Origin of the sequence: Rhodoferax sediminis (assembly GCF_006970865.1) — a bacterium.
GTDB classification, from domain to species: domain Bacteria; phylum Pseudomonadota; class Gammaproteobacteria; order Burkholderiales; family Burkholderiaceae_C; genus Rhodoferax_A; species Rhodoferax_A sediminis.
Window position 1 is genome coordinate 4056579 of sequence record NZ_CP035503.1, and the last position, 13363, is coordinate 4069941.

The following is a 13363-nucleotide window of genomic DNA, read 5'->3' on the forward strand; positions in this document are numbered from 1 at the left end:
CCCAGCGTGCACCGCCTGCCGTCCGCCCACCTGAATCCGGACGCCGCGCCGCCGCTGGAGCGGACGCTGACGTACCGGCTGCACCTGCTGCACAAGCTGACCGACCTGGGCAGTCAGCGCGCCTATGCGGCCGATGCCGGGCTGTCCCTGAGCGACGGACGCTGCCTGGCGGCGATCGGCGCGTTTGCGCCCTTGTCGGTGAATGATCTGGCCCACAAGGCCAACCTCAACAAGGGTCAGGCCAGCCGGGCCGCGCAATCGCTGGTGGAGCAGGGGCTGGTGCGCAAGGCCGACAATGCAAGCGATGGCCGCGGCGTGGTGTTGACCCTCACGCCTGCGGGTCGCCAGGCCTGGCGACGTGCGATGCGCGTCATCGGGCAACGAAACGAGGCCATTTTTGGCTGCCTGCCGGCCGCGGAGCAGGCGCAGTTGAGCCAGCTCTTCGACCGCCTGATCCAGCAGGCTCAGATGCTGAACACCGTCAGCACGCCGGTGTAGCCGTACAGGTGGTGGCGGGCGATCTCGCCGCCCGCAAAGAAACCCACCAGCGGCACGTCGCCCAGCGCGCGCCGCACGATCTGCAGCTCGGCACTGGGCGCACCGAAGTGCGGGCCGCCGCGCCCCGAGCAGCTCACGTAGATGGCGCCAGCGATGCGCCGGGCCGCGTTCGGCGCCGAATCGGCCTCGGCCGCGGCCAGTACGGTGGCGGTGCTCAGGGGCATTTCCTCGGGCTCCAGTTCTTCGCGGATTTCGGCGCAGATGCGGATCAGGTCGGCCCGCGCCGCCGTGACGTTGCGCTGGCAAAACGCCAGCCGCATGCCAACCTCGGCCGTCTCGGCAATGGCGACGCCTTTGCGCGCCGGGTCCAGCCCGACGATGTGGCGCACGATCACGTCGCTGCCGAAGTTGCCGGTGCGATTCACCGAGTCGCTGCCCGCATCGCTCAGGCCCGCCAGCGTGGCGCGGACCCTGGCCAGGGCCTGGCGCGGCTGGTCGAGCGAGACGCCCAAATCCCCCAGCAGCACATCGAGCGCGGGCCGGCCATCGAGCGCGGTCAGCACATTGCCGTCCACCCCCGTGATCTCGTGCACCGGCGCCACCGGCTGGCACCCCTGTGTCACGCGCGACACCAGGTGCACGCCCTCGCCAAAGGCCACGCCGGACAAGCCGCCACTGAACACCCCGCTGGCGGCGCCATGCCCCTTGATGTTGCCGTTGCCGCCGACGGCGAACTGCACGCTTTGCGTGCGGCTCGACGCCAGGCCGCCAAACAGGTAACCGGTGGCCGTGCGCCCCGCCATCTCGGCAATCAGCTCGGCCACATCGGGCGTGCTGGCGTCGGCGTGGACCAGCGCCGTGTGCGCCTCGAAGCCCAGGCCCAGCGGCGCCACGCCGGAGAACACGCGGTACTGGTCGCTGGGCAGGTCGCACAGCATCACGGCCAGCGCCGGCTCATCGAAATACTCCACGTTGTTGGACGCGACGCCGACCCCCACGGTGCCGGACCAGTCGGTCACCTGCGGCAGCTCGGCGCCGAGGAATTCCAGAATATCCTGCGCGGCGCTCGCATAGTGATCCGTGATGTAGAGCAGGCCCAGCGCTGGCATGTGCGCATAGCCGGGCAGCGCCATGTGGGCGCGCAGCTGCGCCAGCACCAGCGCCGCCGCCATGCGCCACTGCGGATGCGTGGCATGGCCGTAAGGAAACAATTTCACGCGCGCGCCCTCCGATCGGTTCAGCGACTCCGGGGAGCCGCTTTTTTAGCTGCCTTTTTGGCGGGAGCCCTTGGTTTGGCTGCACCAGGCGCTACCGATTTAGTAGCAGCCTGGGTGGCATTGGTGGTCATGTCGGATGCGGTTTTGAGCGCGCCCTTGGCCAGTCCCGTGGCCATGTTCCTGGTGGTGTTCACGGCCGTCTGCTTGGCCGCCTCTTTCATGGCATTGGCCGCAATCTGCTGGAACTGCTGCGTCAGCGAGCCCCACCACGCCACCGGGTCCACCACGCCGGGCGCCGCCTTCGCGTCCGCCTTGCCGGCCACCTTTCCGGTCGTCTTTTCGGCCGCCGTGTCCACGGTCCTGGCGCTCTCCGCCGCCTTCTCGGCGACCTTCTCCGCCGCCTTCTGCACACCCGACATCACCGTGTCGGCGGCCTTGAGCTTGAAGGCGTTGGCCACGTCGCCCATGTTGAAGTTCATGCCCTTGAGCGTGGCCAGCGTCATTTTTTGCACTTCGAGCGCCTGGATGGTGGCCTTCAGCGCCATGGCGTTCTGGTCCAGCCAGAACTGCACCGCCTTGAGCTCGTCGATGCGTTTTTCGAGCTCTTCGACATTCAGCGTGGGCGCCACCCAGTTGCTCAGGTTCGGCAACTGCGGAATGCTTTGCGTGGCGCCCTTGGCCAGGGTCTGCAAAAAGTCGAAACCGGGGATCAACTTGCCGAAACTGGGGTTCTGCAACAGGCTGCTCATGTCCGCTCCTCTTGGGGTTGTTGGTGGAAGGCTGAAGGCAGTGCCAGCTTACCCCAACGCGCCATGGATGGCGATGGGATTTATCAGTGTTTCTGCCCGCCCATCATCATGCCGCCGGTATCCGCGCCCATGCCATTGGCCACGCCGGGTGCGACCGTGCTCACCGGCACTTTCAGTTCCACCTGGCTCTGCACGCCCTTGTCGTTTTTGAACACCAGCGTCATCGGCACCGTGCTGTCTTTCATCAAAGGCGCCTTCAGGTCCATCAGCATCACGTGGTAGCCGCCGGGCGTGAGCGCCACGGTCTTGCCGGCCGGCAGCTCGAGTCCGCCTTCGACCGCGCGCATCTTCATCACGTCACCTTCCATCGTCATCTGGTGCACCTCGGCCACGCCCGCCACGGGCGTGGACACCGCCACCAGACGCTCATTTTCCTTGGCGGTGATTTTCATAAAGGCCCCGGTCGCCTTCTGGCCCTGCACCGAGGTGCGGACCCAGGCGTCCTTGATGGCTATGGTCTGCGCGTACAGGGCGCCGCACGCCAGCGCGAGGCTGGCGGCAAGGGCGCGGGAAAGGATTCCGGATTTCATGGGGATGGCTCCTGTTGAAGATGAAAGATAGCAAGAAAAGCGTTCAATGCCGATGTCCGACACGCTCGCAGGGGATGGGCGAGTCCGGCGATTCTCAAACATGGGGTCACAGATCGAACTTCAGCTCGGCCGTGTAGCTGCGCTGCGGATAGGGGTGGAAGTTCCAGTAGCGGTAGTTGTTCAGGTTGTCGATGCCGAACGCGGCCGCCCACTGGCGCGTGAGCTGGTAGCGCACGCGCAGGTCGGTCGTGAAGTATTTGCTCACGCCCATGTAGGCGTAGCCGTTGACGTCGCTGTTGTTCAGCGTGCGGTACTGCGTGCCGCTGTAGCGCACGCCGTAGGCCACGGTCCACTTGTCGTTGACGCGGTAGCTGGCCAGCGCCGTGGCGCGCCACTTCGGGATGTTGGGCTGCTGCTTGCCGATCGTGTCGCCGGGCACGCTCACAAAACCTGCGTTGCTCCGGATGATGGAGTCCGCATAGGTCACGCTGGCGTTCAGGTCGAGTCCTTTTTTCCAGACATCGCTGCCGCTGTAGGCGACTTCGAGCCCGCTCGTCTGGATGCGCCCGACGTTCTGCACGCGGCTGATGTTCCGGTTGGCCACGGGGTCGTAGGTGGTCTGCGAATACAGCGCGTCGTGCGTGTCCTCGATGAAGAAGCTCAGGCGCGCCAGCGCATTGCCCAGGTCCTTCTCGGCCGTCAATTCCGTGGTCCAGGAGCGCTCGGGGCGCAGGTTCGGGTCGTTGATGAACTGCGAGTTGGTGGTGGAGGTGGCGCCGTACAGCTCGCTCACCGTGGGCATGCGCACCGCGCGGCCGCTGGAGGCCTTGAGCACCAGGTCTGGCGCCCATTGGTAGGACAGCGCCGCCTTCGGCGAGAGGTGGTTCTCGCGGCGCGAAGGGTAGCTGAGCGCGCTGCTGGCCGAGAACGCGGAGAGTCCATCGAAGGCGCGCCACTGCTCGGCGCGCAGGCCCAGCACCGTCTTCCAGCGCGGGGCGAAGGCCCAGGCGTCCTGCGCGTACAGGCTTTGCAGTTGCGTGCGGCCCTGCACCTTGCTGGCCAGCGGGCCCGCCGGGTCGGCCAGCCAGTTGCCGGCGATGCTGGAAGTGAGGTACTGCAGCTTGTAGTTGTCCTGCTGCGCCCCGAAGTCCACGATGTGCGCGCCCCGGAGGCCATCCGGGCGCCAGGTTCCCTTGAGCGCCAGATTGTTCCAGCCGCTGCCGCTTCCGTCGGCCACGGTGCCGGCGCCGCCCGTGGCTGCGCCTGGCAGGGGGTTGCCGGCGGCGTTCTGGCGCAGCGTGTCCTGCGCGTAGTCGTACAGGCTGGCCAGCACTTCCCAGTCCCAGGTGCCCTGGGTATGGCTCTTGAGCGACAGGCCGTGCATGGTGTGCGTGCTGCTCTGGCTGGTGAGTGCGAAATCGCCCCCGCCCAGCGCCTGTGTGCCCGTGAAGGCCAGCCCGTTGATGTTGATGGGGCCGCTGTAAACGGGCTGACCGGCGGCATTGCGCAGGTACGAGACCGGCGTGCCTTGCGAGGTGTTCTGCCACAAACCCAGCGTGTAGGTCGCGCGCACCACGGGCGTGAAATCGTAGGCCAGCTTGAGCTTGAACTGGTCCTGCACGCTGTGGTATTGCGTTCCCGTGCCTAGCAGGTACCACGGGCTGGCGGCATTGTTGAGGCCGGGCACGGCGCCCGTCACGGGCGTGCCCGCGGCACCTGGCGTGCCGCTGCTGCGCAGGCGCGTGGCAAAGGTGAGCGGCTGGCCGTCGCTGTCGGTGTGGCTGAAGGCGAGCAGCCAGGCCAGCTCGCCACTCCTGTTGCCGACCGAGGCGCTGCTCTCCCAGGCGCGGTAGGTGGCATTCGTGCTGTACAGGTCGAACGGCTGGCTAGTGTAGCCGGCGCGCGCATGGACCTCGAAGCGCGTGGGCATGCGCGTGACGTAGTCCACCACGGCACCGACCGAGTTGCCCGGATAGGCGGCCGAGAACGAGCCATACATCACGTCCACACGCTCGATCTCCGCGGGCGTGACCATGTTCCAGCGCGGCGGGAAACTTAAGGCCCCGACGCCGTTGCCCAGGTAGTTGGACAGCAGGATGCCGTCGGCGTACACGGCGGAGCGCGCGCTGTTGCCCGTGCCCGAGGCCCGGCTCGACAGGATCGCGTGGTTGTAGTCGCCGATGTAGCGCTTGCGCACCAGCAGGCTGGGAAAGTACTTGAGCACGTCCTCGCTGTCGCTGGCGTTGATGGTCTGCTCGATCTGCTCGCGCGTGATGCCCTCCATGGTGGTGGGAATCTGCGTGGGCAGCGAGGTCGGCTGGCCGCTGTTGACGGTCACGATGCCGAGCGACCTGGCGGGCGCGTCCGGCGACACGATGCCGGCCGATAGCGGCGGCGTCCGCGCGTGGGCCGCACCCGTCAACCAAAGGGCAGTCGGCGCCGCCAAGGGAAAGGCCAGTGCAAGCGCCATGGCAAGACGGTTTCCCTGCATGGGAAAAATCTCCTGTTATCAATGAAATCGGCTTCCAGCCCATATGAAATATGGACTCGGCGCTATGGGTTTGATAGTTCAGGAGAAAACAGGAGGCCCGCGCGCAGGCAGCGGCGCGGCGGTTAGCGCCGCAATATGTGCAGCCGCAATGGGCTGCAGCACATAAGACAAGGGCTGGAACGGCTCGGCCGCCACGCGGAGGCGCGGCGGCGGTGCGCCCAGCGAGGCGCACAGCGGGCAGTGCAGCGTGTGGTCGCCGACGCTGCCGCCGTCATCGGTCTTGATGAGCAGCTTGACCGTGCCCGCGCCCGAGCACACCAGCTCCATGGTTTGCGGCTTGATCAGCGGCGACGCGACGGCCGCCCCGATGGCCAGCACAACGCACACCAGCACCCAGCGGGCAAGGAAGTGGGCGTGGCGAAGCGCATGCATCGCCCGATTATCCCCGGACCAGGAAGGACGTCAGAATTTGGGCGCGCGGCGCTCGCGCAGACTCGTGATGCCCTCGTGCACATCCGGCCCGCCGAAGCCCATGAATTCGAGCGCGAGCGAGGTGTCGAAGGTGGGACCGGCCTGGCGCAGCCAGTTGTTCAGCGAATACTTCGTCCAGCGGATCGCACTCTGCGAGCCGTTGGCGAGCCGGTCGGCAATCTCGTAGGCCTTGGGCAGCAGTTCGTCATCGTTCACCGCGAGCGAGACCAGACCGATGCGCTCGGCCTCCTCGCCGCTGATCGGCTCGCACAGCATCAGGTAGTACTTGGCCTTGGCCAGGCCGCACAACAGCGGCCAGACGATGGCCGCATGGTCGCCGGCCGCCACACCCAGGCGCGTGTGGCCATCGACGATCTTGGCGCTCTTGCTGGCAATCGAAATATCGGCCAGCAGGCCCGCCACAAGACCGGCGCCCACGGCGGGACCATGCATGGCCGAGACGATCGGCTTGTCGCAGTTGATCACGTTGTAGACCAGGTCGCGCGCCTCCTTCCAGACGCGGCTGCGTATGGCGAAGTCGCTGGCCATGTCCTGCACCAGTGCGAGGTCGCCGCCGCCCGAAAAACCCAGCCCCTCGCCGCGCAGCACAGCGCAGCGCACCGACTCGTCGGCGCCGACATCGCGCCAGATCTCGGACAGCTCCCAGTGGCCGTCGCGCCCCGCGGTGGGCAGCTTGCCGTTGAGCGCCTTCATCTGGATATCGAGTACGCAGCCCTGGCCTGCCACGACGGGGCCGCGGCGCGTAATCGCAAGGGTCTGGTAGCGCTGGTAGTCGGGTATGGGGCTCATCGTCGTGTCTCCGCGGGTTTTCGAGCCAACATTGTGCAGGCAATCGTGCGCGGGACCTGGGCATCGCCGCGAGCCCCGGGCGGCCTGTCGATAATGCACCGCATGAGCTATACCTTCGCCTCGGCCACCATTTTGCTGCTGCTGATCACCGATCCGCTCGGCAACATTCCGATTTTTGCGAGTGCGCTGCGCGGGGTGGCGCCCGAACGCCGGACCTGGGTGACGGTGCGCGAAGTACTGATCGCCTTCGTGCTGTTGCTGGGCTTCATGTTCGTCGGCGACGGATTTTTGCGCGTCATGAACCTGAGCCAGCTCTCGCTGCAAATCGCCGGGGCGGTGGTGCTGTTCCTGATTGCGCTGCGCATGATTTTTCCGAGACCACCGGCCGACCTGGCCATGCCCGAGGGCGAGCCGCTGATCGTCCCGCTGGCCATTCCCGCGCTGGCCGGACCCTCGGCACTGGCCACCGTGATGCTGCTGGTGTCGCAGGCGCCCGAGCGGCGCCTGGAATGGGTGGCCGCGCTGAGCGTGACGATGGCGGTGTGCGCCGTGGTGCTGCTGTTGGCAGAGCGGATTCAGCGCCTCGTGGGTGAGCGCGTGGTGATGGCCTTCGAGCGTCTGATGGGGCTGATCCTGGTCGCCATCGCGGTCGAGATGCTGCTGCGCGGGCTCACGCTTTTTGTACGGCAGGTTGCATCAGCAGCATCCTGAACGCGAGTGATTTGCACTCCATCTTGATCCTCCTCAAATAACTGCCCGACGCACGCAGGCATTGAGGCGCGAGGCTGCGATGCGGCTTGATTGGTGCGAGCATTAAGAATAGGATTTCATCTTTTTGATCTCGATCACCTCATACAGGAGCCTCCATGAGCAGCACCAATCGACGCGTATTTCTAATGACGGTGGCGGCCGGCACCTCGGCCCTGGCGGCGACGCCAAACTTGGCACTGGCGGCCGACCCGGAATTGCTCGACACCGATCCGCAAGCCGTCGCGCTCGGCTACAAGCAAAACACGACCCAGGTCGACGCGAAAAAATACCCCAAGCACACGGCCGATCAACACTGCGCGAACTGCCAGTTGTTCCAGCCCATGGGCGCAGCCGCGACAGGCCACTGTCCATTGTTTGCCGGCAAGCTGGTGCACACCACGGGCTGGTGCAGCGCCTGGGCCAAGAAGGCTTAAAAAAATCGGGTCCCAAGGGGCCTTATCGCGTTATGCGGGCGCCACGATCTTCTGGTCGATGGCGCCGAACACGCTTTGGCCGTCGCGGCCCTTCATCTCGATGCGGATGGTGTCGCCGAACTTCATGAATTCGGTCGTCGGCTTGCCGTCCTGGATGGTTTCGATGCAGCGCTTCTCCGCAATGCAGCTGTAGCCCTTGGGCCATTCGGTCTTGCCATTGACCTGCACGCCCTTGTTGCTCACCGTACCCGAGCCGACGATGGTGCCGGCGCGCACGTTGCGCGTCTTGCAAATATGCGCAACGAGCTGGCCGAAATGGAAGGTCATCTCGGGGCCGGCGTCGCACAGGCCGACCTTGCGGCCGTTCCAGGTGGACTGCATCGTCAGGTGCAGGCGGCCCTTGTCCCAGGCCTCGCCCACTTCGTCCAGCGTCACCGCCACCGGGCCGAACGCGGTCGCGGGTTTGCTCTGGAAGAAGCCGAAGCCCTTGGCGAGCTCGGCCGGAATCAGGTTGCGCAGCGACACGTCGTTCACCAGCATCAGCAGGCGGATGCCGTCCAGCGCCTGCTCGGGACTGGCGCCCATGGGCACATCGCCCGTGACCACGGCGACCTCGGCCTCGAAGTCGATGCCGAAGGCCTCGCTGGGCACCACCACGTCGTCGCAAGGGCCGATGAAGTCATCGCTGCCGCCCTGGTACATCAGCGGGTCGGTGTAGAAGGTGGCGGGCACCTCGGCATGGCGCGCGGCGCGCACCAGCTCCACGTGATTCAGGTAGGCCGAGCCGTCGGCCCACTGGTAGGCGCGCGGCAGCGGCGCCATGCACTGCGCCGGGTCGAACGGGAACGCATGGCGCGCACGGCCGGCGTTCAGCGCGTCGTACAGGTCCTGCAGCTGCGGGCTCAGAAAGCCCCAGTCGTCCAGCACCTGCTGCAGATGGGCGGCGATGCCGGTCGCATAATGCGCCGCTGCGAGGTCGCGCGAGACGACGACCAGCTGGCCGTCGCGTGAGCCGTCTTTGTAGGTGGCAAGTTTCATGAAAATGGAGTTCCCGTCGAGGTGAGTGCGCTACGGCGCGCCGATTGCGTGTAAATTACGCATTGTTAAATCGATTTAACTAATCGAAATTTTAATCAACGCCGGGATTCTAGTTCAAATGACCAAAGAGCGCGCAGGGATTCAATCGGTCGAGGTCGGCTTTGCCCTGCTCGACGTGCTGGCGCAGGCCGCGCGGCCGCTGATGCTGCGGGATCTGGCCGCGGCCGCCGGCATGAGCGCGGCCAAGGCGCACCGCTACCTGGTGAGCTTCCAGCGGCTGGAGCTGGTCACGCAGGACGCCGGCAACACCCGCTACGACCTCGGGCCGGCCGCGCTCAGGCTGGGCCTGGCGTCGCTGTCACGGCTGGACTCGGTGAAGCTGGCGCGCGAGCGCGTAAGCGCACTGGTGGAGCAGATCGGCCATACGCTGGCGCTGGCCGTGTGGGGCAACCGCGGGCCGACCATCGTGCACTGGGAGGAGTCGGCGCAGGCGGTCACCGTGAACCTGCGCCTGGGCGACGTGATGCCGCTGCTGACCTCGGCCACCGGGCGCTGCTTTGCGGCCTACCTGTCGACGCAGGCCCGTCTCGACAAGATTGCGCCCCTGCTGCAGGAAGAACTCGCGCTCGCCGCGAAACTGCCGAATCTCTCGGGACGCAGCGATCTGCCGACCACGATGCCCGCGGTGCAGCGGCTGCTCGGCGAGGTGCGCGAGCACGGCATGGCCCGCGTGATGGACACCCTGTTGCCGGGCATCGTGGGCTTTTGCGCGCCGGTGTTCGATTCCGACGGCCACATGGTGCTGGGCATGGTGGCGCTGGGCTCGGCCGCCACGTTCGATCCGGCCTGGGACGGCGCCGTGGCCACGCCGCTGCGCGCGGCCGCCGCGCAACTCTCCAGCGATCTCGGGTACGGCGGCGGGTAGCGGAGCGAGACGGCGTGCGCCCGGCCCGTTCCACCCGGATCCTGCCGCTGCTGGCGCTGACCGCGGCGGTGCTGCTCGCGCATTTCGCGCTGTTGCAGGCGGCACCCCGCACGATGAGCCCGCAGGAGCCGGCATTGGCGCGCCCCTTCAGCACGCGCGCGATCGAGACACCGCCAGCCGCGCTGACGCCTGCAGCGGAGCCTGCACCGGCACCCGAGACGGCATCGACGGCCGCAGCGCCGGCAATGGCCGCGGCCGCGCCGCCATCTCGTCGCGGGGCGCGCGGCGTCACGCCAGGCCGCGCCTCATCCGAGCGACCGGTCCAGGGCTCGGGTGATTTCTCGAAATTCAAGAGAAATACGGCGAAACCCCATACGGAGTCTTCACATACAGCTATCTATTCAGTAGCGTCTACCGAGCCGCCGGCACTCACGTCGCCTGTCGGCGCACCGCTTGATGCCACGCCCGCAGCAACGACAACCATAACCGCGCCCCCGGCCACGCCGGCGCACAGCGCGCATGCCGCGGCGTTCAAGGTTCCGGCATCGGCGCGGCTGCACTACGACGTGCGCGCCGAGGCGCGCGGCCTGGCGCTCGACGCGCAGGGCGAGCTGCTCTGGCGCCACGACGACGGCGCGTACGAGGCCCGGCTGGACCTGACCCTGCCCCTGCTCGGCACGCGCAGCCAGACCAGTGTGGGGCGCATCACGCCCGAGGGGCTGGCGCCCACGCGCTTTTCCGACAAGGTGCGCAGCGAGCTGGCCGCGCATTTCGAGCGCGCGCCCGGTGGCGTGAGCGGCAAGATCATCTTCAGTGCGAACACGCCCGAGGCGCCGCTGCTGGCGGGCGCGCAGGACCGGCTCAGCGTGTTTTTGCAGTTGGGGGCCATGCTGGCCGGCGCGCCCGACCAGTACCCGAGCGGCACCACCATCAGCCTGCAGATTGTGGGTCCGCGCGACGCCGATACCTGGCTGTTCACCGTGGGCGATACGGAACAACTGCGCCTGCCCATTGGGGAGCTCGGCGCCGTCAAGCTGACGCGGAACCCGCGGCATGAATTCGACTCCAAAGTGGAGATGTGGCTGGCGCCTTCCATGGGCTACCTGCCGGTGCGCATCCGCTTGACGCAGGCCAACGGCGACCGGTTCGACCAGCGTTTGCGCGCAAGCGACAGCCCTTAATGGCCAAAGCCTCCCGAATTTCACGAAAACGCGGGATTTCGCGGCCGCTGTCCCCCTTGAAACCGGCTCAAACGTTGTTAACTGTAGTAATGACGTTCCAGGACACCAAAATCATGCAAATGCTCTACGACTCAGAATCCTTCGTGGTGGTCCATGTGCTTCCCGATGCCGAACTGCAAAGCGTGGCCGGGGACGAGGCCCCAACCGCGCCAGCGCCCGGCGTGCCGTCACTGACACGCCACGGTTTCGAGATCGTGGACAAGCGCTCGGGCAAGGAGGTTTACCTCGACGGCTCATGGGCCGAACTGTTCCAGCAACAAATCTCGGCCTGGCAGGCCAACACCCCGACCCAGGAAGAGGTGGAAGACATGCTCGACCGTTACGCCGAGCTGGCCCAGAACCCCGTCATCCTGCACTGAACACGGCGCCCATGCGGCTCGCACTGGCACTGGGGGCCGTGTTGCTGGCGTCCTGCGCCGGCACGAGCCCGAACACCGCGCAACGCATCGATGCGCTGCTCCCGGCCGACGTGATTTTGCTGGGCGAGCAGCACGACGCGCCCGGGCACCAGCGCATCGAGCGCGACGTGGTCCAGTCCCTGGCCGCACGCGGCGTGCTGGCGGCCGTGGCCATCGAGATGGCCGAACAGGGCAACGCCACCACAGGGCTGGCACCAGGCGCGAGCGAGGCGCAGGTGCAGGCCGCGCTGCACTGGCGCAGCGCCGGCTGGCCCTGGGCCGCCTACGCTCCGGTGGTGATGGCGGCCGTGCGCGCCGGTGTGCCCGTGCTGGGCGCGAATCTGCCGCGCAGCCAGATGGCGGGCGCCATGGCCGATCAAAGCCTCGACAGACAGCTGCCCGGCCCCGCGCTCAAGGCCCAGCAGCAGGAGATCCGCATCGGCCACTGCGGCCTGCTGCCGGAAAACCAGATCTCTCCCATAACCCGCATCCAGGTGGCGCGCGACAGGGCGATGGCGCAGACCGTTGCCGGCGCGCGCGCGAGCGGCCGGACCGTGCTGTTGATTGCCGGGGCCGGGCACGTGCGGCGCGGGCTCGGCGTGCCGGTCTATTTGCCTGCCGGTTTAGCATTAAAAGTGGTCGTAGCCCAGGCGGGCCAAGGGCAACCAGCTATTGATTCAGGAGCAGATGCCGTGTGGGAAACCGCTGCGCTGCCGCTCAAGGACCCGTGCACCGAGCTGCAGCGCACCCTGCAGGCCACGCCGCCTCAGCCTCCATAAGCCGCAAGGCCGTGAGCGCGAGTGCCATGGCGCGACCAGGCCTGGCTGCGCAGCATGGCCCCCTCATGCTGCGACAATTCGGACTCTATGAATCACGTCTATATCCTGACCCTGTCCTGTCCTGACCGGCTGGGACTGGTGCACGCCGTCTCGGGTTTTTTGCTCGAGCGCGGCGGCAATATCGAAGAAGCCGCCCAGTACAACGACCATGGCACCGGCCTGTTTTTCATGCGGGTGCAGTTCGCCTGCGACCGGCTCACGCACGCGGAGCTGTGCCAGCAGCTGCAGTCTTTTGCCGAGCCGTTCAAGATGCAGTGGCACCTGCACGCCACCGCGCAACCGGTACGCACGGTGATGCTGGTCAGCAAGGAGGGACACTGTCTCAACGACCTGCTGTTCCGCTGGAAATCGGGCCTGCTGCCGCTGGACATCCGCGCCATCATCTCGAACCACCGCGACTTCTACCAGCTCGCGGCCAGCTACAACGTGCCGTTCCACCACATCCCGGTCACGCTGGCCACCAAGGCACAGGCCGAGGCCCGCGCTTACGAGATCATCGAATCCGAGGGCGCCGAGCTGGTGGTACTGGCGCGCTACATGCAGATCCTGTCGGACGAGCTGTGCACCAAACTGGCGGGCCGCGCCATCAACATCCATCACTCGTTTCTGCCCAGCTTCAAGGGCGCCAAGCCCTACTACCAGGCGCACGACCGCGGCGTCAAGCTGATCGGCGCGACCGCCCACTACGTGACGGCCCATCTCGACGAGGGCCCGATCATCGAGCAGGACGTGGCCCGCGCCGACCACAGCAAGACCGTGGAAGACCTGACCGCCATGGGCCGCGATACCGAGAGCCAGGTGCTGGCGCGCGCCGTGAAATGGCACAGCGAACGCCGCGTGCTGCTGAACGGCCACAAGACCGTGGTTTTCAAGTAGCTTCGTTTAACTGGCACCCGCGCTTGTCGCTGGGTG

General features: G+C 66.8%; 15 protein-coding genes. 8 read left to right on the forward strand and 7 right to left on the reverse strand.

Going from position 1 to position 13363, the window contains the following annotated elements; translation table 11 throughout:
* Positions 1-6: 6 nt before the first annotated feature.
* Positions 7-498, forward strand: a complete 492-nt coding sequence (locus EUB48_RS19570; RefSeq protein WP_244618272.1) for a MarR family winged helix-turn-helix transcriptional regulator — start codon at positions 7-9, stop codon at positions 496-498.
* On the opposite strand, the gene EUB48_RS19575 is transcribed toward EUB48_RS19570, so the two are convergent.
* From EUB48_RS19575 to EUB48_RS19600, 6 genes are all read right to left on the reverse strand, one after another.
* Positions 465-1715: an FIST signal transduction protein gene (locus tag EUB48_RS19575; RefSeq protein ID WP_142820746.1), complete on the reverse strand. Its 1251-nt coding sequence runs from the start codon at positions 1713-1715 to the stop codon at positions 465-467. The two genes, EUB48_RS19570 and EUB48_RS19575, sit on opposite strands and share 34 nt — an antisense overlap.
* Positions 1716-1735: 20 nt before the next feature.
* A complete protein-coding gene (locus EUB48_RS19580) occupies positions 1736-2464 on the reverse strand; it encodes a PhaM family polyhydroxyalkanoate granule multifunctional regulatory protein (protein WP_142820747.1) in 729 nt (242 codons plus the stop codon).
* An 83-nt stretch (positions 2465-2547) separates the two neighbouring features.
* On the reverse strand, positions 2548-3054 hold the full coding sequence (locus tag EUB48_RS19585) for a copper chaperone PCu(A)C (protein WP_142820748.1): 507 nt from the start codon (positions 3052-3054) through the stop codon (positions 2548-2550).
* A 106-nt stretch (positions 3055-3160) separates the two neighbouring features.
* Complete coding sequence (locus EUB48_RS19590) at positions 3161-5545, reverse strand: TonB-dependent receptor (protein WP_142820749.1); 2385 nt, start codon at positions 5543-5545, stop codon at positions 3161-3163.
* Between the two features lie 78 nt (positions 5546-5623).
* Positions 5624-5977, reverse strand: coding sequence for a DUF2946 family protein (locus tag EUB48_RS19595; protein ID WP_142820750.1), 354 nt, complete (start codon positions 5975-5977; stop codon positions 5624-5626).
* Between the two features lie 30 nt (positions 5978-6007).
* A complete protein-coding gene (locus EUB48_RS19600) occupies positions 6008-6826 on the reverse strand; it encodes an enoyl-CoA hydratase/isomerase family protein (protein ID WP_142820751.1) in 819 nt (272 codons plus the stop codon).
* Between the two features lie 102 nt (positions 6827-6928).
* On the opposite strand from EUB48_RS19600, the gene EUB48_RS19605 reads away from it, so the two are divergent.
* Together EUB48_RS19605 and EUB48_RS19610 are read left to right on the forward strand one after the other, a co-directional pair.
* The gene (locus EUB48_RS19605) at positions 6929-7537 is read left to right on the forward strand and encodes a MarC family protein (RefSeq protein ID WP_142820752.1); all 609 of its coding nucleotides are present in this window, start codon (positions 6929-6931) and stop codon (positions 7535-7537) included.
* Positions 7538-7692: 155 nt separating this feature from the next.
* Entirely contained in the window at positions 7693-8010 is a 318-nt protein-coding gene (locus EUB48_RS19610) for a high-potential iron-sulfur protein (protein ID WP_142820753.1), read from the forward strand.
* 30 nt (positions 8011-8040) lie between these two features.
* Here the strand turns inward: EUB48_RS19610 and EUB48_RS19615 are convergent, their stop codons facing one another.
* Positions 8041-9048, reverse strand: coding sequence for a fumarylacetoacetate hydrolase family protein (locus EUB48_RS19615; RefSeq protein ID WP_142820754.1), 1008 nt, complete (start codon positions 9046-9048; stop codon positions 8041-8043).
* A gap of 118 nt (positions 9049-9166) precedes the next feature.
* Between EUB48_RS19615 and EUB48_RS19620 the strand changes: the two genes are divergently transcribed.
* From EUB48_RS19620 to purU, 5 genes are all read left to right on the forward strand, one after another.
* The gene (locus EUB48_RS19620; RefSeq protein WP_142820755.1) at positions 9167-9973 is read left to right on the forward strand and encodes an IclR family transcriptional regulator; all 807 of its coding nucleotides are present in this window, start codon (positions 9167-9169) and stop codon (positions 9971-9973) included.
* A gap of 14 nt (positions 9974-9987) precedes the next feature.
* Positions 9988-11154: a DUF3108 domain-containing protein gene (locus tag EUB48_RS19625; RefSeq protein ID WP_142820756.1), complete on the forward strand. Its 1167-nt coding sequence runs from the start codon at positions 9988-9990 to the stop codon at positions 11152-11154.
* Between the two features lie 113 nt (positions 11155-11267).
* The gene (locus EUB48_RS19630; protein ID WP_142820757.1) at positions 11268-11573 is read left to right on the forward strand and encodes a BTH_I0359 family protein; all 306 of its coding nucleotides are present in this window, start codon (positions 11268-11270) and stop codon (positions 11571-11573) included.
* Between the two features lie 11 nt (positions 11574-11584).
* Positions 11585-12391 carry a ChaN family lipoprotein gene (locus EUB48_RS19635; RefSeq protein ID WP_142820758.1) on the forward strand — a complete coding sequence of 269 codons (807 nt, stop codon included), beginning with the start codon at positions 11585-11587 and terminating at the stop codon, positions 12389-12391.
* 87 nt (positions 12392-12478) lie between these two features.
* Positions 12479-13327: a formyltetrahydrofolate deformylase gene (gene purU / locus EUB48_RS19640; RefSeq protein WP_142820759.1), complete on the forward strand. Its 849-nt coding sequence runs from the start codon at positions 12479-12481 to the stop codon at positions 13325-13327.
* Positions 13328-13363: the final 36 nt, after the last annotated feature.

What these genes read in the sequence shown, in the direction of transcription:
- EUB48_RS19580 (WP_142820747.1), bottom strand. Translation starts at nt 2,464, where the DNA reads ATGAGCAGCCTGTTGCAGAACCCCAGTTTCGGCAAGTTGATCCCCGGT.
- EUB48_RS19585 (WP_142820748.1), bottom strand. Translation starts at nt 3,054, where the DNA reads ATGAAATCCGGAATCCTTTCCCGCGCCCTTGCCGCCAGCCTCGCGCTG.
- EUB48_RS19590 (WP_142820749.1), bottom strand. Translation starts at nt 5,545, where the DNA reads ATGCAGGGAAACCGTCTTGCCATGGCGCTTGCACTGGCCTTTCCCTTG.
- EUB48_RS19595 (WP_142820750.1), bottom strand. Translation starts at nt 5,977, where the DNA reads ATGCATGCGCTTCGCCACGCCCACTTCCTTGCCCGCTGGGTGCTGGTG.
- EUB48_RS19600 (WP_142820751.1), bottom strand. Translation starts at nt 6,826, where the DNA reads ATGAGCCCCATACCCGACTACCAGCGCTACCAGACCCTTGCGATTACG.
- EUB48_RS19605 (WP_142820752.1), top strand. Translation starts at nt 6,929, where the DNA reads ATGAGCTATACCTTCGCCTCGGCCACCATTTTGCTGCTGCTGATCACC.
- EUB48_RS19610 (WP_142820753.1), top strand. Translation starts at nt 7,693, where the DNA reads ATGAGCAGCACCAATCGACGCGTATTTCTAATGACGGTGGCGGCCGGC.
- EUB48_RS19615 (WP_142820754.1), bottom strand. Translation starts at nt 9,048, where the DNA reads ATGAAACTTGCCACCTACAAAGACGGCTCACGCGACGGCCAGCTGGTC.
- EUB48_RS19620 (WP_142820755.1), top strand. Translation starts at nt 9,167, where the DNA reads ATGACCAAAGAGCGCGCAGGGATTCAATCGGTCGAGGTCGGCTTTGCC.
- EUB48_RS19630 (WP_142820757.1), top strand. Translation starts at nt 11,268, where the DNA reads ATGCAAATGCTCTACGACTCAGAATCCTTCGTGGTGGTCCATGTGCTT.
- EUB48_RS19635 (WP_142820758.1), top strand. Translation starts at nt 11,585, where the DNA reads ATGCGGCTCGCACTGGCACTGGGGGCCGTGTTGCTGGCGTCCTGCGCC.
- purU (WP_142820759.1), top strand. Translation starts at nt 12,479, where the DNA reads ATGAATCACGTCTATATCCTGACCCTGTCCTGTCCTGACCGGCTGGGA.